A 20,160-nucleotide genomic window follows, 5' to 3' on the forward strand; every position below is an offset into this window, starting at 1 on the left:
ATCCCTGGAATTACTCCCGCAGCAAAAAGGGCAGGTATAGAGGTGCTTGTAATAACCCCATATATAATGAATGCGATGCTCGGGGGTATCACAATCGCAAGAGAACCTGTAGCCGCTATAAGGGCTGATGTGTAACCTTTATCATAAGTCATCGCAACCATGGCAGGATATAAAATAACACCGAGGGCAGCAGTATCTGCCGGACCTGACCCGGAAATCCCCGCAAATATCACCCCCACAATTATAGTTACAATGGCAAGACCCCCCGGGAATGGGACCCACCAAGAGGCTCACCAGGCGAATAAGCCTTTTGGATATTCCACACCGATCCAGGATAAGACCCGCGAGGATAAAGAATGGAAGTGCAAGAAGCTGGAACTTGGCAACATTCGCATAGAAATTGGGAGCAAGAACCTGTATCCCCAGATTGTATTTCCAGATAAGAAGAACAGAGGTAAAACCGAGGGAAGTTGCAACAGGAACCCCGAGAACAAGAAGAATAAGAAAAACCACAAAAAATATGATCACCGACTCCACTGTTATCCCCCTGCCTTAAGCCTTTTCCAGGCTGCTTCTATCACACGAAATATCACTAAGATTCCGCCAACCGGTATGGCAAGGGTGTAGAACCAATGTGGTATGCTAAGGGCCTCTGAGGTAATCTTGAGTACAAATTCGTCCCTGATCTGGAACAGGCTAAACCAGATGAGAATACAAACGGTTATGATTGTCAAGATTGAAGCGAGGGGGGACAGGATATTTCTCCCCAGATTCGGAAAACGAAGTTCGAGCAAGTTAAACCCTAAATGAATTCCCCTCCTGAAACCTGCAGCAGCACCGAGCATGGTTAGCCATACAAGACAGGCTACTTCTATTTCCTCTGTGGAGGCAAAAGAATACTGGATGAAATAGCGGGTGACTACATTTACAAAAGCGAAAACAGACATGATAACGAGAAGTACAACGCCCGCTATTTCTTCCAGATTTTCGTATACCTTTCTCAGCATTTTACTGATAAATGTTTTCGGTCTTACCTTTTCTTCGTACTCTGCTTAATCTCTTTCTCTGCTATCTTCACAAGTTCAATCCCTATTTCTTTGGCCCATTTGTCATAGACGGCCTTTGTCTTATCCTTGAAGGTTTTGGTTTGTGCTGGTGTAAGTACTGTTACTTCCATGCCCTGTTTTTTTAGGTTATCCAGAGAAGGCATATTACCTTCGAGGCCTTCCCTCGCACCCTTTTTCTGCCAGGCTGCAACCTCCAGTGCTGCCTTCGCAATTGCCTCTTTATCCTTAGGCGTGAAGGTGTCCCAGACCACCTTACTGACACCGAGGATGATAGGGTCTATCGCATATTTCCACACTGTCATATATTTATGAACCTGCCAGAGCTTATTTGGTATAACTACGGAAACAACAGGGTTTTCCTGACCATCAACTGTGCCCTGCTGGAATGCTGACAGGGCTTCGCCCCAGTTCATGGATACAGGGTTGGCACCCATTGCCTTAAATGTGTCGATGAAAATTGGTGAACCTACAACCCTCACCTTCAGGCCATCAAGGTCTTCTGGTTTTTTCACTGCCCTCTTGTTGTTTGTGAGTTCTCTGTAACCATTCTCTTCCCAGCCAAGCCCTACCACACCCTTTTCTTCAATAATTTTAAAAATCCGTTTGCCAACCTCTCCATTCTCCACCGCATCAAGTGCCTTGTAATCTGGAAAAAAGAAAGGGAGTGAAAAAAGGTTAAGCTCTTTCACAGTTGTGGACCAGTTTATGGTAGAGCCAACTGCAAAATCGATGACACCCTGCTTCATCAGGAGAAATTCATTCGTCTGTTTTCCTGCAAAGAGCTGACCGCTATAGTAAGGTTTTATATTGATTCTCCCGTCTGTAGCTTTCTTCACCGCTTCAGCAAACCTTGCAGCAGATTCCCCCCATGGCCCTGTAGGACCTACTACTATACTCATCTTGTACTCAGGCTTGTAATCCGCCGAAAACCCAATACTCACAAAACCAAGAAGAAGAACAAAAACTATAAACAACAAAAAACCTTTCTTTTCCATATGACCCTCCTGTGATGATAGATTTTTAGTGGAAATAAAACAAGATATCCGGCAATTATAAATAAAAAATCAAAAAACTGTCAATTGATTAAGGTACTGGGGAAGTGAACAGGATATCTGTCAGAATTGACAGATTGCTGAACGCTTATAGCTAACCGCTTAGATATCAAGGGCTACCAATTTGCTTTCTTTAATTCGTCAAGTATTTTCAATATCTCTTTCGACTCTCTCGAGTTTATTCCATATTTCGTTACGGCTTTTTCTAAATGGGTTTTGGCAATGTCATACTTTCCAATTTCTAAATAATACCTGCCAAGATATTCATATCCTTCTCCTTCTTGCCCCATCCTCCCCAACAGCATGCCCAGTCTGTAAAATATTTCAGGATATGTCTCACCATACTGCAACAATCCCTTTAAAACATTTGCTGCCATTGCCCTCTCCCCATCCCCTTCATATGCCCTTGCAAGAAAATAACGGGATATAGGATCGGTTTCATCCTTTAAGGTATCTATTGCATCCTTAAATCTGTGTGCATTTAACAACAACTCGCCTAAAAGTAGATTTTTATATGGTGAATTAATCTCCTTTGCAACATCCATTGATTCACCTATATTCCCTTTCAATGAGTATATCAGGGATACAGCGTAAGCATTGAGGGGATCATTTTTGTCTTTTAAATATCTATTTATCCATATCTCTTCCATGCCACCCCCGAGTTGTTTATGGAGGATCTTTGCCCTTACAAGCAGATATGGAAAAAATGTTGTATTTACTGTTACCCTGCTCTCTCCCCACATGCTCTCAATTTTTATAATTCTTTCTTCATGATAGGGGTGCGTTAACAGGTACTGTGGGACAATCTGATCGGTTCCTGTGGCCCTTATTTTTTTCAGAAATTCAGCAATACCAAGACCGCCATATCCTGCCCTATCCGCATTAGTTGAACCTACTCTATCTGCCTCTTCCTCATCCTCACGGGTGTATTTCAGAGACATAGCCTGGGCAGCACCCATGCCTGCCGCAAGCGTGGCAGCGCTTTCTCTTGCTCCAACCAACGCACTTAGAAGCATCGAGGCAAGCATTCCAACATTTATATATTTCTGTTTCTCCAAACTCTTCGCTACATGCCTTCTCCCAATATGGGCAAACTCATGGGCCAGTACACCTGCCAGCTCCTGCTCCTTATCGCACAGCCCTATAAGTCCGGTAGTGATGTAAACATAACCCCCTATCGTCGCAAAGGCGTCAACAGCCTGCGATTCAATAATAGTAAGAACAATTGGAAAGGGTAAACTGGCTACACCTTCAAGCCTGTCCTTCATTGTGCGTAGATATAAAGCTACATACGGGTCATTGTTAAGGGCAGCGGATTTTGTTATTTCAAGATATATCTCCTTCCCATATTTTCTTTCTTCCTCTAAACTCAACCCATATATCTTAAGGGGAAGGAACAATAAGAATAATACTATTACGATTAAACATTTAAACTTCATTAAGATCTGCTGATTTTTTCTTACTCTTCTTAGATTTTTTATATTTCTTTTTCACTACAGGTTTTTTATCTTTTTTTTCCTTCAATGAAGAAAGGGTAATTGAATTTGCCTTTGCCAGTTTTATTTCCTTCTCTGACGGGAGTTTTTCATAAAGTTCTCTCAATATTTCAACAGCATCTCCCCATAAATTTTTGCTGCCGAGAAGGGAAAGAATATAAACCTTTCCATCCTTTTCAAAGGCGCCTACATAACAATATTTTGATGCCCTTGTAAAGCCAGTCTTCCCGCCAATTGCTGGTTCAAAACAAAAGAGAAATCTGTTGTGGTTCTTATACTTCACGCTTTTTTTACTATTATGAAACAAAAAGTATTTCATCGTCACTATCTCTTTGAACCTATCATTTGATAAGGCATATTTAAACATCAATGCAAGGTCATAACAGGTAGTATATTGTCCGTCAACAAAAAGACCTGATGCATTTTTAAACTGTGTGTTTCTCGCACCAATCTCTTTTGCCTTTTCGTTCATCATTTGTGCAAAATTTTCCTCAGTTCCCCCAATATAAGAAGCAAGTGTATATGCAGCATCATTCGCTGATTCAATCATTGCCCCCTTTATCAAATCAATAGATGTGTATTTCTTTCCAGGGATAAGATAGAGCTTTGATCGTGGGAATTTAATCACCTTCCTGTTTGGCACTATCATCTCGTCCCCGTTAAGATTTTCAATAGCCACAATTGTTGTCATAACCTTTGTAGTGCTGGCAGGAGGTAATTTTAAGTGATAATCTTTCCCGGATATTATATCAAAAGAATCTGCTTCCACGAGTAAATATGAGGCTGCTGTGATATTCTCATCTGCTGCGACGTAAAGTGGAAAGATCAAGACAATAATTAAAATAAATCTTACCATTGAGCCTTTATATACCATTTAACCTCACTTCAAAACAACTATAAAATAACAATCCTTGACCATATACCTGCCTTTCATTCCAACATCTCTATCTCAAATCTACTTTCTCGCTTTCTTAAGAATGCGAGAATTATCCTCCAGGCTTGAGTAACGTTTCTTTACCATCTCGTATATGAATTTATTGTATTCCAGACCAGCATCTCTTTTTAAAACATAATACACATAGCCTCCCCACCTTCTGCTACCAACAAGATTGGTATGCTCGAGTATCTTCATGCTCCTTGCGACTGTTTTATAAGGGAGTTTAAGTGTATCCGCAAGAACTCCAATCTCTTTTTCCTTGCCATCCAGCAGTAAATTTATCATGCGAACTCTATTCTCGTTAGCTAATGCTTTAAATATCTTAATAAGAAAATCCATATTTATTATAATATTATTCTCACTTTCTTAAGAAAGCAAGAATTATAAGGAAAAAAATATATATGTTTAAGAAAACTGAGGAGAAAAGAAAAAATTATAATTTTGGGATATACATAGAAATTATTTAAATTCATAAGAAACGAGAGTATCCACCCCTGTCATGCTTATCGACCATGTATCCGCCAATGTTTTAACTTTCGGATTTGCTTCCATATACACAATCTGTTTTAACTCAACCTTAATATCATATGCATACCAGTATTTTTCATACTCATGGGTATTGATATTCACATAGAGCACAGGCCTGCCCGGTGTTTTGAGCCAATTCTCCTGCGTAAGAATTGTAATACCTGATTTCTGTAGCTTCTGCTCAACGTCTCTCTTTAACTGCTCCTGGGTGAGTTCATATTTTTTGGCATACTTCTGGATATTGGGCTGCAGATCTTCGACCATCACACAGACACCCGGTAGCCCAGTCAAGGTCCGCCGGGTCAATTCAGAATCAATTGCCCACACAAATGAACTCATTAATGGAAACAAAACCAGCTCAATCAGCAAAATGCCCATGTACTTCCTTATCTTCATATGTTTATCATTCAGCCTTTCATCTTTTATTTTTTAGTTTCGTGACCCTTCCTACTCTTCACGTCTTTTATCTTTATGTAATGTAATTGGTGATTTGTGATGCGTTCAAACAATGAACAGAATTAAATGGTACTTTTTATAATATGATAATGTCAAGAATAACATGCACTTACGTAAGTCGGGGGCAGGGCGCATAGCGCAAATGGCTGAGGGCGGAGAGCGATAAGCGGGAGGCAGGAAGTGGAGAGGTGGGGGCGGAGAGCAGAGGGTTAAGAGCGGAGAGGTGCGTAAAAATAGTTGACACAGATTACGCTTCCTGTTAGCATTTTTTTAAAAAACAAAGAGAAGGAGGGACAATGAGAACAGAGGGTAGGGTAGCAAGGGTAACAGAGGTTGTCGCCGGTTCCCCAAAAAGCTTTGAGGATGCGGTGTTGGTCGGGTTCAAAAGGGCATCAAAGACCTTGAGGGGTATCACGGGCCTGAAGGTTAAAGACCCCCGCTGTAAGGTAGAGGATGGAAAGATCATTGAGTTCAGGGTTACGCTGGAAGTGTTGTTTATACTGGAGAGCTGAGAACGCGGAGCGCTATGCGGGGAGCAAGGGGCGTGGTGCTTGGAGTAGAAGCGTGGGGCTGGGGGCAAATTAGCTCATAGCTGATAGTCAATGGCAAAGAGCAAAAATGGGGGGAGTGTAGTGAAATTCAGGTTCCAGAACCTTGAAATTTGGAAAGAATCAATTGATATTGGGAACATACTATTTGATATTGCTGATACACTCGAACAAAAGAAATTATACAGATTCGCTGAACAATTACGCGGTTCTGGAATATCCATGTCCAATAATATTGCGGAAGGTTCTGGAAGCAATTCCAAGACCGAATTTAGGAATTTCTTAAATATTGCCAGGAGAAGTACATTCGAGGTTGTCAATATCCTCGTCATTCTTAATATGCGTAATCTCATTGATCAAGAAACTATCGATTTTTTATTCAATCGTTTGGAGACATTATCACGCAAAACAACTCAGTTCCAACGTTCACTACAATAGTATATTGACTCTATGCCCCTTGCTCCATGCTCTTAGCAATGGGGCGCAGTCCTGCTTTGTCTGGGCAACCGGACAGGTACCAGAGAAGTAATGTGAAATAATAGATGTAGCTGCGGCTGGTTTTTTTGTGGAACAACAAAAAAGGCAGGCAGGTAACTACAACAAGAAAGATAAAGGTCTTGAAGATGCGCACGCCCTTAAAGAGCATAGAGTATGGAGCAACGTGATGTTTCTGGATGAACTTATGGAGGGAAATATTATACTCGATACGACCTTTGACCCATTTCTTTCCCACTGTCTTTCCCTGCAGGTGTATCACCTTCGCTTCCGGAAGGAATGCCACCCTATGTCCTATACCCTTTATCCTAACACATAAGTCTGTCTCTTCAAGGAAAAAGAAAAACCGCTCGTCAAAACCAGTTAGGGTTTCCAAAACCTCCCTTCGAACCATTATGGCTGCGCCGATGAGGGAGGGGACATCGAGCGGAGAGCGGGGAGTGGAGAGCAGAGAGCGGGGGACGATTTCAAAAAGCAGGGAGGGGATATATGCAAAGGAGCGCTGGAGTTCCATATCAGGATAGACAAGCTGTGGACCGCATATCCCTACATCTTTATTCTCGTCCATGAACTTAAGCATCTTTTCTATCTCACACGGGATGACGAGTGTATCAGAGTTTAAGAAAAGTATGTATGCCCCGGTCGAACGGGAAATGCCTTGATTCGCTGATGCTGCAAATCCCATGTTTCTCTCATTCTCTATTAACATTACCCATGGGAACTCTTCTTTTACCATGATGTCTGTTTCATCTGTGGATGCATTGTTAACAACTATGACTTCCTTAATAAAAGGCTTAAGGGGCACATCCTTTTCTATGGAGATCAGGAGGCCTTTTAAGAGTTCTTTTGTGTCCCGGGTGATGATAACGATAGAAACGGCAAGGGGCATGGAGCGGAGAGCGGAGAGCGGAGAGTCGGGAAGGGATTCATCAAATATTGATCCTTGATCCTTGTTGTTTGCTTTATTGTCGCTCATTGCTTATCGCCCCTGAGGGTTCGAGGATTCAAGGATTCGAGTGTGAAAACCACTTGAACCCATGACCCCTTGAACCCTTGAACCCTATAATTTGCTTTTAATTTTAATAAAATGGCTACCCTTCGATTTAAGCAGACCTTTCCCTTTCTCGTTCCTCGGACATGCGTAAAGACAGATCCCACACTTCACACATAGTCCGTCATCAATCTTAACCTTCTTTTTCTCCTCATCAAACAAAAGGGCAGGACACCCAAAACGGGTGACGCAGGTCTTACACCCTGTACAATCTTGTTCAAGATCGATGGAATCAAGGAACTGCTGGCCCTTCCCTTTCCCGTAAAGGAGACATATTCTCCTCGCAATGATCACTGCAGGGGATTTGTGCGTGGAGCGTGGAGCGTGGAGCGGGGAGCGGGGTGATTGGTTATTTGATGTAAGATATGCATATGCTTCTTTTATTGTTTTAATCATAAGGGGCACATCGTAGGGGTCAAGCACTCTCAAAAACTCAATCCCCAAACCCCTCACGATATCTTCTATTTTTAACGAATTGGTGGGCGTACCATCCGCAGTGATACCTGACTGTGGCGTGGGCTGCATCCCCGTCATGGCTGTTGTGCTGTTATCCATGATAATTAGAATGAACCTTTTTTGTTTTTCAACTGCATCATATAGTGGCGGCAAGCATGCATGAAAAAATGTTGAATCGCCAACGGAAGCAATAATCGGTATAAAGTTTTCATCCTGAGAGAAGGCGTCATAGAAACCGGCAGCTAAAGTAACTCCGCCACCCATATCGATACACGTATCTACAGCACCCTGAGCTATACCTAATGTGTAACAGCCTATATCACCAGGGAAAATTGCCTCCGGATAGGCATAACTCATTGCATGAAACGATGCCCTGTGAGGACATCCAGCACAGAGTTTTGGTGGGCGTGGCGGGAATGTAACACCTTGCAACGCCTCTTCTATGTGAGAATCAGGTACAAACACCTTTCCCCCGATCTCCATCTCTTCTATAATTCGTTCAACGACACTTCTTACTACATCATAGGTGAGTTCGCCTGCATCTGGCACATACCCATTTCTTCTCCCGAGAATCTTATCACCGCTGTCTAACAGCGCTTCCAGTACCCAGTCTGTTTCTTCTAAAACCAGTACCTTATCCATCCTGTCTGTAAAATCAATTAATGAGGGGTCGAGGGGTCGAAGGGTCGAAGGGGGAGTGGTTGGCATGATTCGTAACACTTTATAAATAGGGATATCTTTTGCAAGCCCGAAATCTGAAATTACATCCATCGCTATAGAGTAACTCATACCAGAAGCGATGATACCCAACTTCGTGATTGGTGCTTGGTGCTTCGTGATTGGTGCTTGGTGATTGGTGCCTTCATTCAGGGTTACCTTTCGAGTGCCCGGCGGAAAGAGCTTAATGGCTTCCCTCGCATGGCTCACCCTGTGGGTGGATCTCAGGATTACAGGGGTTTTATGTTCAAAGGAATAATTAAGTGCATAATATGCAACATCACCAGCCTCTTTTGAGGAGGTAGGATCAAACACAGGGATATTGAACAGTGTGCAGAGGAGTCTTGTATCCTGTTCTGTCTGGGATGATTGAGGTCCAGGGTCATCGCAGGAAACGATGACAAGAGCACCTTCAATACGTTTATCCCTTCCTCGCATGAGAGAAGGAAAGGCAACGTTTAAGCCCACCTGCTTCATCATACATGCGGCCTTCTTGCCTGAGAGTGCCGCACCGAACGCTACTTCAAGGGCACACCGCTCATTTGTTGACCATTCCGCATGTATTTTCCCCTTTTCTCTTTTATTAAACTCCACTATACCAGGCAATATTTCCGAGCTCGGTGTTCCGGGATACGCCGCTGCCAGCTCTAAACCTGCTTCTACCAGGCCTCTTGCTATCGCAAAGTTGCCTATCATTACTTCTGCCGGTGCCTTCAAATGAGTACCTCCATAACGTCAATACCATCGGCTTTAGCCGATGGCTTGAGGGTTTTTGGCACTTTCGTACCCTGCCTGAAATACGTCAACATTCTTCTCGAGAAACTTCCCTTTCGTTCTCTCTTTTAACGTGTCCAATATGCCTTCAAACGTATAAGGACCTATGCGGAAATAGGAGAAAAAGCCCAATATAGCCATGTTCGACGCCTGAATCATGCCCTTCTCTTTGGCAATATCATCTGCATTGATTAAGAAACAATTGTTATTCCGCTCTGCCAATAGATTATTGATCTTGTCAGGCAATGCATCTTTAGGGGTATTCACAATGGCCATGCCTCCCCTTTTCAGAAAAACGAGGTTTCTATAAAATTCACTTTCTTCAAAAGCAAGCAGTACATCGGCATTTTCTCTTCCTATCAGCGGGCTTTTGAAGTCACCAACCTTCACAAGTGAAACTACGGAACCGCCCCTCTGACTCATGCCGTATTCGTCTGAAGCTATTGCACTATATCCTGCCGCTATTGCAGTTTCGATAACGATTGTAGACGCAAGGAGCACACCCCTGCCACCAATGCCAGCACAGACGATCTCAAGCTTCATAGAACACCTTAATAGAAATAACCAATGACCAAATTACAAATTCCAAACAATAACCAATGAATTTTAGAATTTATTTGGATGTTGGTGCTTGGTGTTTGGTTATTTACCTTTCTCATACAATTCCCTTACAGAAAAGTACGGTTAAGTCTTTTCTATCTTTAAACTTCTCAACCTCAGATACAGCATTGATATGAAAAAAATTGGAAAACCCGCATCCCTTCATTATTTTTTTTATCTCTTCTTCCTTGGTGTTTGTCATAATAAGAAGCACATAAGATGAGTTGTTATAAAGGGTATTCACAAAAGCAGGCATGCCTGAATGAAAAAAGTGGTCTTCATAGGTAATGGCAAGAACCTTTTTATCAGGCTCTAACCTTTTTATTCCATGTGCCATATTGATGGAAGAGGCAGGTCCAAGAATATCCCTGAGTACAGTAAAGCCATACATCTTTTCTCCAGGCTTCGGCCTTTTGTGAGCCTTTTCCATTTGCTCCATGATGACCTTTCGTCTATCCTGTATCTGGAGTTCGATTGGATGATGCGGCCCATCAACCACATATACCTTATCCATCTCTTCTATAAAGGCATTTACGAGTTTATTTGGTAATGGAAAAACCGTAGAGATATAAAGCATGCTCGTATCTTCATCGTAAAACTCCAGGCCTGAATGTCTGTCAGTGATAACCCCTGTTTTGCCTTTCTTTACCTTAACATTCCCAGCATATCCTTCAAATTCTTCCCTTATCTTCTCTATCTTGCTATTTAACTCTTTATGCAACTGAAACCTGAACTTTGGAGTGGCTGCCCACCGGCTAGGGTTCTTCGTAAACTGTGAGTGGTGCGTGGTGAGTGGTAAGTGCTGAGTGGTGATTGGTGCGTGGCTTTCGTCGATAGGCGTTGCCTGTATAATAACCGGTATGCCATACTTCTCAGATATCTCATAACCAAAACTCACTGACCGTGTGAGTTCTTCGGCATTCTCGGCAACCATAACGGGTAATTTCGAAAAAGGACCAAGAGGGGTAACCTCTTCTTCTGTCTCCCTGATACAGACAATGAGAAAACCACCTACCACCCCCATATAGGCAGAGCTCATCACAGGGTCCAGTGCTTCATATATGCCCTCAGTTGATAACATACACGCCGTTCTCTTGGTTGCGATGCTACCTGTTAATGCAAGTTCATAGGCTATCTTTTCGTTCGTTGAAACCTCGGAATGGAAAGAGGGGTATTTTTTTTCAAGTTTTTTAAGGGTACTGCCGATTATCCTGTTCGTTGTGTATATTAACCTTACACCATTATTTAGAAGTAACCTACACATACGCTCGTACATGGCCTACGACCTCTCGACGATGCACGATACACGATGCACGATACACGATTTTATTGATTTATGTTTTAAATTTGGAATTTGGAATTTAGAATTTAGAATTTGCATCATACCATGCTCCTCAGTATCTCAATACCTTTCAGAAGGTTCTCCTCGCTCGCTGCAAAGGAGATACGGACATGCGATTTTCTACTCGAAAAAACGCTGCCAGGTATTATAAAAAGGTTTTTACTCAATGCCTTTTCAACAAACGCATCCCCATCACCGCCGGGCACCTCGGGAAAGATAAAGAACGCACCCTTGGGCTTCACGACCCTGTATTTGTCCTTAAGACCCTCATAGATAAGGTCTCTCTTTTTTTTGTAGCCTTCAATGAGCGAAGCAGTACTATAGTCAAGGGCAAAAAGCGCTGCCTTCTGACCAATGGAGTTGATACTGCTGAATACGTACTGCTGCATGGCCACCATGCTCTGGATGATCTCTTTTGGACCAGCAACAAAACCTATTCTCCAGCCTGTCATGGCCCAGGTCTTGGAAAAACCACCGATGGTGAGCGTCTTGTCATAGAGCTGGCCCAGGTATACCCTGTCCGGGTCATCATCATACATGAACCGGTCATAGATATCATCAGAGAATATGAGGAGGTCCTTTTCTTGCGCCACCTTCACGACCATTTCGAGTTCCTTTCGTGAATAGGCTGTGCCTGTGGGATTGTTGGGGCTATTCACCAGTATTGCCCGTGTCTTATCCGTGATAGCCTCCCGCAATCTCTCTTCCCGTAAGGTGAAATCAGGATAGGTATCCACAAATACCGGTTTACCACCCAGAAGCAGTACCTGGTATTCATAGAGCACAAAGTATGGATCAGGGATAATCACCTCATCCATGGGATTCATGGTCACCACAAAGGAAAGGAGTATACCGCCTGTTGCACCTGCCGTAATAATCACATCGTCACACCGGATACCCTTTGCCTGGAGGTTATGGAGGACTTTCTCCCGTAATGGCATGATACCGCCTGAGGGTGTGTACTTATTGAATCCTGCGCGAATCCATTTAATCCCCTCCTCTTTGATGGGGTCGGGAATGTCAAAGTCAGGTTCTCCTATACTCAGGTTGATGGGGTTCTTTACCTTCTGTGCAAGGTCAAAGATCTTTCTCACACCCGAAGGTTTTATATTCTTTACCCTCTCTGAGAGTAACATGCATTCCTCCTTAACTCATAATAATCAATCACCACATTCCAAGATCCACATAATGTATTCATTGCAATGTAATAAATGTTAATGGTCCTTGGTTATTGATTCAATAATCCTATCAATCTTAGATTTCGGAAGACTGCCAAAAACCTTTTTTAAATCTTCGTCGCTGAAGCGTTCTTGCAGCAATGCAACAATATCGATTCTTTCCTTCCAGCACCCAATGGCATTCCTGCATGGCATGCCCTCGTTCATCGTGATACAGTAGGAGAGTTCTGTCAACATTCCAAGTTGGGTGCAGTATATCTCCATAATATCCCTGATTAAAAATGTTTCGGGTTTCAGATTTGACTCTGAAACCCGAAACTTAAGTCCGTTATGCGATCTTTTTCAGTTTTTCTGTAAGTTTCTTGATCTCTTCATCGGGGAATGCATAGTCCGTCAATTTCCCTGATATATATGCGTCATATGCTGCAAGGTCGATAATACCATGACCACTCCAGTTGAGGAGTATTACCTTCTCTTTCCCCTCCTCCTTCGCCTTCTTTGCCTCTTCTATCACACAGGCAATGGCATGGTTCGTCTCTGGAGCAGGGATGAACCCTTCGGTTCTCGCGAAGGTCAAACCTGCCGCAAAGGTCTCAAGCTGGTTATACGCCCTTGCCTCTATGAGCCCGTCCGTGATGAGCCTGCTCACAAGGGGTGCCATCCCGTGGTACCTTAAGCCACCGGCATGAATGCCAGGGGGAATAAACCCGGAACCGAGGGAATACATGGGCAGAAGCGGTGTTGTCTGGGCCGTATCACCGAAATCGTAGACGTAAGCACCTTTCGTCATCGTCGGACACGAAGTAGGCTCAACGGCAATTAACCTCAAATTCTTTCCGTGTATCTTGTCTCTCGCGTAGGGGAAGGCAAGACCTGCAAAGTTGCTGCCCCCACCGCAACAGCCTATCACGATATCAGGATAATCACCGGCAATCGCCATCTGTTTCTGTGCTTCAAGACCTATAATGGTCTGGTGCATCAACACATGGTTTAGCACGCTCCCTAAGGAATACCTTGTATCCTTTGAGGTGACCGCATCTTCTATCGCTTCACTTATTGCTATACCCAAGCTTCCCGGATGTTCTGGATTCCCTTCGAGGAATTTTCTCCCTGCGTTCGTATCGGGGCTCGGGCTTGGTACACAGTGCGACCCCCAGGTCTCCATCATGATCCTTCTGTAGGGTTTCTGGTTATAGCTTACCCTTACCATGTATACCTTTGATTCAAGACCAAACTGGTTACATGCGAAGGCGAGTGCACTTCCCCATTGCCCTGCCCCTGTTTCTGTCGAGATTCTCTTGATGCCGAACACCTTGTTGTAGTAAACCTGGGGAATAGCGGTGTTGGGTTTATGACTCCCCGGAGGGCTCACACCTTCATTCTTAAAATAGATCTTTGCGGGTGTACCGAGAAACTTCTCCAGGGCATATGCCCTGTACAGAGGCGACGGCCTCCACATGAGAAGCTTTTCCAGGACTTCTTCTGGTATCTTGATCCATCTCTCGGTACTTACCTCTTGTTCAATTAAATTCATGGGAAATATCGGTGCGAGCATGTCCGGTGTAATGGGTTCTCCGGTTCCAGGATGAAGTGGTGGTGGAAGTGGATGCGGCATATCCGCCTGGATGTTATACCATTCTTTTGGTATGTCCTTCTCATTCAAAAAAATTTTTTTCTGCATGTGCCCCCCTTTTTTAGAAAAATAAAAGACCATGAGCCTTAAAACCCATGGTCTTTAAACAAAAAGACCATGGGCGGCAGCTATGCCACCCGTGGTTCGTTATTCACAAATTTGTGATGTAATAAACAAATATCCATTATTTTATAAAATGTTATTTTCTTCTAACTTTTATCCCTATTAGCATGTCTATAGCACGAACGTTTTTTTACTGTCAAGCTATATTTTCATTAATTTTTTCAGAATAAAAAATGCCGCAAAAAAGTAAAAATTGTTGAATCTACTGTAGTTCCTCTATTTTAGCCCCTTCATCTTGTATACTGTATCCATTTTTACTCCGGGAACCTATAGTGATACTTTTGTATACATTTTCCTTGACCTTTTTCTTCGTAATCTGTTTTAATGGTATCCTGGAACAGGATTCCCCTAATACTTAAAGGAGGTACAACATGCAAAAGAGATACTTGCTTGCACCAGGGCCAACCCAGATCCCCCCTGAAGTACTTCTCAAGATGGCTGAGCCCATCATCCACCACAGGAACCCCGTCTTTGAAGCGGTCGTGGAGGAGGTAAGGGCAAATCTCAAATACCTCTTTGGCACAAAGAACGAGGTACTCATCTTCGCCTCTTCAGGCACAGGGGCAATGGAAGGGGCAGTAACCAATGTACTCTCACCAGGCGATAAGGCAGTGGTGGTGAGGGCAGGCAAATTCGGTGAAAGATGGGCCAATATAGCCAGGGCCTACGGGGTTGAAGCGATTACGATCGACATCCCGTGGGGCGAGAACTTAGACCCGGTCATTATAGAGAAGACCTTAAAGGAGCATCCCGATGCAAAGGCAGTCTATACACAGGCAACAGAGACCTCAACAGGTGCCAGATTCCCCATCAAAGAGATTGCAGGGATCGTAAAGAACTATCCGGATACCCTGATGGTGGTGGACGGTATCACCGGTGTCGGTGTCTTTGAACTGCCACAGGATGCATGGGGTATCGATATCCTTGTGGGTGGCTCACAGAAGGCATTAATGCTTCCCCCGGGGCTCGCCTTCGCAGGGGTGAGTGACAAGGCATGGGTGTTCACAAAGACCTCAAAGATCCCGAAGTTCTACTTCAACTGGGCAAAGGAGCTTGCAAACCTCGAGAAGAACCAGACAAACTTTACCCCTGCCATCTCCTTAATCATAGGCTTAAGAGAATCCTTACGCATGATCAAGGAGGAGGGGCTTGAGAATATCTATCAACGGATCGATGTCCTCGCACAGGCAACCCGTGAAGGGGCAATGGCATTAGGGCTTAAAATCTTCGCAAAATCCCCGAGCCCTGCGGTCACTGCAATCGTTGCCCCGGAAGGGATCGATGGCCAGGCCATCTATAAGACCCTCTGGAAAAAATACGGGGTAACAGGTGCAGGGGGACAGGACCAATTAAAGGGCAAGGTCTTTAGAATTGCCACCCTTGGTTATGCGGATACATACGATGTGATTACCGCCATCTCAGCCCTCGAATTTACATTAAGAGATTTAGGTTACAAGTTCCCCATGGGGGCAGGTGTGGGGAAGGCACTCGATGTCTTAAAGGAACTCTAAAAAGGAGGGAACCATGAAAGTCCTCATCGCAGACCCATTATCGGAGAAGGCCCTCGACATCCTCACATCCAACAACCTCTCTGTCGAGGTGAAGGTAGGGCTTAAAGGCGAGGAACTGAAGGAGATCATAGGTGAGTTTGATGCCCTGATCGTGAGGAGCACGACAAAGGCAACGAAAGAGATTATCGAGAAGGGAACAAAACTCAAGGTCATAGGAAGGGCAGGGATCGGGGTAGACAACGTGGATGTCCCCGCAGCCACAGAGAAAGGTATCATCGTGATGAACACCCCCCAGGGGAATGCCCTTGCCGCAGCAGAACACTCCCTCGCCCTCATGTTTGCCGCAGCGAGAAAGGTAGCCCTCGCAGACAGGACCATGAAACAGGGAAAATGGGAGAAGAAGGCCCTCATGGGGATCGAGCTCGATGGGAAGACCCTCGGTATCATCGGGATTGGGAACATCGGCTCCATCGTGGCAGAGAAGGCCCTCGCCCTTGGCATGAAGGTCATTGCCTATGACCCCTTCGTGCCAGAAGAATTTGCAGAGAAGAGGGGGATCAGGCTCGTGGACTTCGACACCCTCCTCAAGGAGAGCGACTTCATCGCCATCCACGTACCCCTGGTCAAGGAGACGAGGAATATGATCAATAAAGAGACGCTCGCAAAGATGAAGAAGGGGGTGATCCTCATCAACGTGGCAAGGGGTCCGATTGTAAACGAGAAGGACCTCTTTAGTGCCCTTGAAGAGGGTCAGGTCGCATGTGCAGCCCTCGATGTCTTTGAAGAGGAACCACCGCAAAAGGACAATCCATTAGTCCTCTCTGACAAGACGGTCTGTACCCCGCATCTCGGTGCATCCACAAAGGAGGCACAGGATAAGGTTGCCATCGATATCGCCCATCAGGTCGTGGATTTCTTCCTCCACGGGGTGATCAAGAACAGTGTGAACGCACCCCCTTTATCCATGGATGTGGCAAGGCAGATTGCCCCCTACCTCAAGCTCTCTCAGAACTTAGGTACCATGGTCTCCACAATCACCGGGTTCCCCATCGAGGAGATCGAGATTGAGTATATGGGGACCATCTCAGAGGTAGAGACGAAGATCCTCACCCAGGGGATTATAAAGAGTATCCTCTCACTCCAGCTTGAAGGGGTGAACTACGTGAACGCACCCTTAATTGCAAAGAGTAGGGGGATAAAGGTCAGGGAGACAAAGATGGGAGAGCACGAGGATTTTACCTCCCTGCTCGCCATCACGGTGAAGGGAGGGGGGAAGGAGAACTCCATCTATGGGACCCTCTTCGGGAAGAAGGAGCCAAGACTCGTAAAGGTGAATAACATCTACCTCGAGGCAGACCTGAAGGGACATATCCTCTTTGTGTACAACTACGATAAGCCAGGGGTGATCGCATCTATCGCCAATGTCTTCTTCATCCGGGGCATCAATATAGGGGATATGCACTTTGGAAGGGAGAGTGCGGGAGGACTGGCAATCTCACTACTTGACCTTGACAAGGAGATAGAGGATAACGTCATCAGGGAGATCCAATCACTACCCAATGTGATTTTTGTGAAGAGGGTGGATTTAGAGTAACGACTAAAGCAAAGAACCCCTCATTATAGATTTAATGCTGAATTCTGGCTGCTGACTACTGTATTTTTCATTTGGTTCATACGATGACTAAAGCAATCATATTCGATTTCGATGGTACATTAACTGAATTAACCTTAGACTTTCAACATTTAAAGGTCGAAATTGTGAAGATTGCACGAAGGTACGTAACCGAAGAAACCATTAAGAGGTTTGATGGTTTCTATGTTATAGAGATGGTCTATGAGATTGAAAAAATACTTGGCGGGAAAAACACTGAATTTAAGTTTGAGGCCTTTGAAAGGCTTAAAGAGCTTGAACTCGAAGCCTCAAAGGGTAAAGATGTGTACCCCTATACAAGAGACGCGCTAAGAAGCCTGAAGGATAAGGGCATGAAGACCGGCATTATAACGAGAAGCTGTATCGATGTGCTGAAGAATGTGTTCCCTGATATAGAAGAATATGTTGACGGCATTGTAACGCGTGATAACACAAAACTTGTCAAACCTCATCCATCTCATGTGGTTGAGATTTTACGTATTCTTGCCATCCCTCCGGAAAATGCAATACTGGTGGGAGACCATCCCACAGATATCATGGCTGGCAAAACACTGAAAATGGATACCGTTGGTGTCCTTGCAGGCAGAACCACACGGGAGGCCTTTGAAAAAGCAGGGGCTACTTACATACTCAACGACATAAGGGATATCCTGGGCTTAAAGGCCGTGATTGGCAATATTTCTCGTGTAACTGGAATAAAGTCACACTCAAAGGCATAAATTATCTTCTAAATTTAGAAAAAATATTGTATACAATTTGGAAGAAGAGGTATGGCAAAAAATGGATAATAATATGATAAATGTCGGGGATTGGACAAGAAGGTGGGCTAAAATACAGCCAGAAAAGATAGCAATCATATCAGAAGACGTGCCATACAGCTACAGAGATCTGAATAGACGTGTAAACAAACTCTCCCACTTTCTACTGGATGCAGGTTTAAAAAAGGGCGACAGGGTTGCTGTCCTGCTCCATAACTGTAAACAGTATATAGAAATATTTTTTGCATTGTCTAAAATAGGTGGCGTCCTTGTGCCTCTTAATTGGCGGCTCACTGCGCCTGAACTTGAGTTCATCATAAAGGACAGCGGCTCAAATGTCGTCATTTTTGAGAATGAATTTATTGATAACGCAGATTTGCTTAGAAAAAAGATGCATATAGATATAAATATATCCTGTGCCATCGGGGAAGGGGTGAAAAATCCAAACAACCTTCCCTGGACAATGGATTATGAAACGTCTATCATGCCTTATCCAGTGGATGAGCCTGAGACCCCGTGGTCTTCAGGGGATGGTGACCCCCATATCCTTATGTACACCTCTGGAACAACAGGCCTGCCCAAAGGTGCCGTGCTTTCCCATTTAAAAACCTTTTTCAATGTCTTGAACGCAGACATTTACTTTGATTTGACAAAAAAGGATATCGCAATAATTGGAAGACCCCTGTTTCATTCCGGCGGTCTCATAGTCGAAATGGCACCTGTCCTCTATAAAGGCGCGACTGTTATTGTGAAGAAACGGTTTCGCCCCCATGAGATACTGGAAACTATCCAAAAACACAGGGTAACAATCCTGGAATTACCCGCCACGGTCTATAATTTCATCCTAAAAGAGTGCGAAATTGACAGATACGACCTTACCTCCCTGAAATGTTGTTTTACTGGAGGAGAGCGGGTTCCTATCTCTCTTCTCAAGGCCCTTGCGGAAAAAGGACTGATCGTCTCACAAATATATGGACTTACAGAGGCCTCCACGCTTTTCTGGTTACCAACCGGGAAGGCTAAAGATAAGGTAGGTTCTGTGGGGGTACCGGTGTTTCACAGTGAGGTTAAGGTTGTTGATGAACATGGAAAATCTGTTAAGTCAGGAGAGATTGGAGAAATTATTGTCAAGGGACCAATTGTAATGAGCGGATATTGGAACAGTCAAGACCTGACTGAAGAGGTAATGAAAGATGGTTGGCTGCACACAGGTGACCTTGCGCGCATGGATGAAGAAGGCTTTGTGTACATCGTGGACAGAAAAAAGGATATGTTCATAAGCGGTGGCGAAAATGTCTACCCTGCAGAAATAGAAAAGGTTCTCTTCCACCATCCCAAGGTCCTTGATGTGGGGGTAGTGGGTGTACCGGACGAAAGATGGGGAGAGGTGGGAAAGGCATATATTGTGGCAAAAGAAGGGCAAAATATTAAGACTGAAGAGATTTTTGAATTCCTGAAACACAGACTTGCAAAATACAAGATACCAAAATATATAGAGTTTATAGAAAAACTTCCAAAAACAGCTTCTGGAAAGATTAAAAAACGCCTTCTGAAACAAACATCCGAATAAAAGAGGAATGTTACTTCCTCATGTATGAATACGGTAGTGACCTAAACTTCGCAAAACTGATTGACAATTAAATTGTATGTTGTTATAAAAATACCAGTGGGGCTGTAGCTCAGATGGGAGAGCGCATGACTGGCAGTCATGAGGTCGACGGTTCGATCCCGTTCAGCTCCACCAAGCATTTATCAAATAACTCCATTCCAGGCCATTGGCCCCCAGC

At 44.1% G+C, this 20,160-nt stretch carries 20 protein-coding genes and 1 tRNA gene; 7 read left to right on the forward strand and 14 right to left on the reverse strand.

What is annotated here, in order from left to right:
- Positions 1-141: 141 nt before the first annotated feature.
- From NTU69_04520 to NTU69_04550, 7 genes are all read right to left on the reverse strand, one after another.
- On the reverse strand, positions 142-537 hold the full coding sequence (locus NTU69_04520) for a TRAP transporter large permease subunit (protein ID MCX5802789.1): 396 nt from the start codon (positions 535-537) through the stop codon (positions 142-144).
- A gap of 2 nt (positions 538-539) precedes the next feature.
- Positions 540-1,007, reverse strand: a complete 468-nt coding sequence (locus NTU69_04525) for a TRAP transporter small permease (protein MCX5802790.1) — start codon at positions 1,005-1,007, stop codon at positions 540-542.
- 23 nt (positions 1,008-1,030) lie between these two features.
- Positions 1,031-2,062 carry a DctP family TRAP transporter solute-binding subunit gene (locus tag NTU69_04530; GenBank protein ID MCX5802791.1) on the reverse strand — a complete coding sequence of 344 codons (1,032 nt, stop codon included), beginning with the start codon at positions 2,060-2,062 and terminating at the stop codon, positions 1,031-1,033.
- 173 nt (positions 2,063-2,235) lie between these two features.
- Positions 2,236-3,558 carry a M48 family metalloprotease gene (locus NTU69_04535; protein ID MCX5802792.1) on the reverse strand — a complete coding sequence of 441 codons (1,323 nt, stop codon included), beginning with the start codon at positions 3,556-3,558 and terminating at the stop codon, positions 2,236-2,238.
- A complete protein-coding gene (locus tag NTU69_04540; protein MCX5802793.1) occupies positions 3,548-4,489 on the reverse strand; it encodes a serine hydrolase in 942 nt (313 codons plus the stop codon). Before NTU69_04540 ends, NTU69_04535 begins: the two co-directional genes overlap by 11 nt.
- Positions 4,490-4,570: 81 nt before the next feature.
- Positions 4,571-4,891, reverse strand: a complete 321-nt coding sequence (locus NTU69_04545; protein ID MCX5802794.1) for a hypothetical protein — start codon at positions 4,889-4,891, stop codon at positions 4,571-4,573.
- Between the two features lie 120 nt (positions 4,892-5,011).
- The gene (locus NTU69_04550) at positions 5,012-5,344 is read right to left on the reverse strand and encodes a hypothetical protein (GenBank protein ID MCX5802795.1); all 333 of its coding nucleotides are present in this window, start codon (positions 5,342-5,344) and stop codon (positions 5,012-5,014) included.
- Positions 5,345-5,832: 488 nt separating this feature from the next.
- Here NTU69_04550 and NTU69_04555 point away from each other — a divergent pair, with 488 nt between their 5' ends.
- On the forward strand, positions 5,833-6,048 hold the full coding sequence (locus NTU69_04555; GenBank protein ID MCX5802796.1) for a dodecin family protein: 216 nt from the start codon (positions 5,833-5,835) through the stop codon (positions 6,046-6,048).
- A 90-nt stretch (positions 6,049-6,138) separates the two neighbouring features.
- Positions 6,139-6,522 carry a four helix bundle protein gene (locus NTU69_04560; GenBank protein ID MCX5802797.1) on the forward strand — a complete coding sequence of 128 codons (384 nt, stop codon included), beginning with the start codon at positions 6,139-6,141 and terminating at the stop codon, positions 6,520-6,522.
- A gap of 10 nt (positions 6,523-6,532) precedes the next feature.
- Here the strand turns inward: NTU69_04560 and NTU69_04565 are convergent, their stop codons facing one another.
- From NTU69_04565 to NTU69_04595, 7 genes are all read right to left on the reverse strand, one after another.
- On the reverse strand, positions 6,533-7,555 hold the full coding sequence (locus NTU69_04565; GenBank protein ID MCX5802798.1) for a glycosyltransferase family 2 protein: 1,023 nt from the start codon (positions 7,553-7,555) through the stop codon (positions 6,533-6,535).
- A gap of 84 nt (positions 7,556-7,639) precedes the next feature.
- Positions 7,640-9,520, reverse strand: coding sequence for a thiamine pyrophosphate-dependent enzyme (locus tag NTU69_04570; GenBank protein ID MCX5802799.1), 1,881 nt, complete (start codon positions 9,518-9,520; stop codon positions 7,640-7,642).
- A 33-nt stretch (positions 9,521-9,553) separates the two neighbouring features.
- Positions 9,554-10,120: a 2-oxoacid:acceptor oxidoreductase family protein gene (locus NTU69_04575; protein ID MCX5802800.1), complete on the reverse strand. Its 567-nt coding sequence runs from the start codon at positions 10,118-10,120 to the stop codon at positions 9,554-9,556.
- A gap of 112 nt (positions 10,121-10,232) precedes the next feature.
- Positions 10,233-11,453 (reverse strand): hypothetical protein, encoded by a 1,221-nt coding sequence (locus tag NTU69_04580; protein MCX5802801.1) that lies wholly within the window; start codon positions 11,451-11,453, stop codon positions 10,233-10,235.
- Positions 11,454-11,557: 104 nt separating this feature from the next.
- On the reverse strand, positions 11,558-12,655 hold the full coding sequence (locus NTU69_04585) for a pyridoxal phosphate-dependent aminotransferase (GenBank protein ID MCX5802802.1): 1,098 nt from the start codon (positions 12,653-12,655) through the stop codon (positions 11,558-11,560).
- A 78-nt stretch (positions 12,656-12,733) separates the two neighbouring features.
- Entirely contained in the window at positions 12,734-12,961 is a 228-nt protein-coding gene (locus tag NTU69_04590; GenBank protein ID MCX5802803.1) for a hypothetical protein, read from the reverse strand.
- A gap of 64 nt (positions 12,962-13,025) precedes the next feature.
- Positions 13,026-14,378, reverse strand: coding sequence for a TrpB-like pyridoxal phosphate-dependent enzyme (locus NTU69_04595; protein MCX5802804.1), 1,353 nt, complete (start codon positions 14,376-14,378; stop codon positions 13,026-13,028).
- A gap of 446 nt (positions 14,379-14,824) precedes the next feature.
- Between NTU69_04595 and NTU69_04600 the strand changes: the two genes are divergently transcribed.
- The 5 genes from NTU69_04600 to NTU69_04620 all read left to right on the forward strand — a co-directional run bounded on the left by NTU69_04600 (position 14,825) and on the right by NTU69_04620 (position 20,117).
- Positions 14,825-15,964 carry an alanine--glyoxylate aminotransferase family protein gene (locus tag NTU69_04600; protein ID MCX5802805.1) on the forward strand — a complete coding sequence of 380 codons (1,140 nt, stop codon included), beginning with the start codon at positions 14,825-14,827 and terminating at the stop codon, positions 15,962-15,964.
- Positions 15,965-15,977: 13 nt separating this feature from the next.
- Positions 15,978-17,558, forward strand: a complete 1,581-nt coding sequence (serA, locus tag NTU69_04605; GenBank protein MCX5802806.1) for a phosphoglycerate dehydrogenase — start codon at positions 15,978-15,980, stop codon at positions 17,556-17,558.
- An 83-nt stretch (positions 17,559-17,641) separates the two neighbouring features.
- Positions 17,642-18,334, forward strand: coding sequence for an HAD family hydrolase (locus NTU69_04610; protein ID MCX5802807.1), 693 nt, complete (start codon positions 17,642-17,644; stop codon positions 18,332-18,334).
- A gap of 61 nt (positions 18,335-18,395) precedes the next feature.
- A complete protein-coding gene (locus NTU69_04615) occupies positions 18,396-19,943 on the forward strand; it encodes a long-chain fatty acid--CoA ligase (GenBank protein ID MCX5802808.1) in 1,548 nt (515 codons plus the stop codon).
- A gap of 98 nt (positions 19,944-20,041) precedes the next feature.
- Positions 20,042-20,117: transfer RNA gene (locus NTU69_04620), tRNA-Ala, on the forward strand.
- Positions 20,118-20,160: the final 43 nt, after the last annotated feature.

It is taken from the genome of Pseudomonadota bacterium (genome assembly GCA_026388215.1).
Classification (GTDB): Bacteria; Desulfobacterota; Syntrophorhabdia; order Syntrophorhabdales; family Syntrophorhabdaceae; genus JAPLKF01.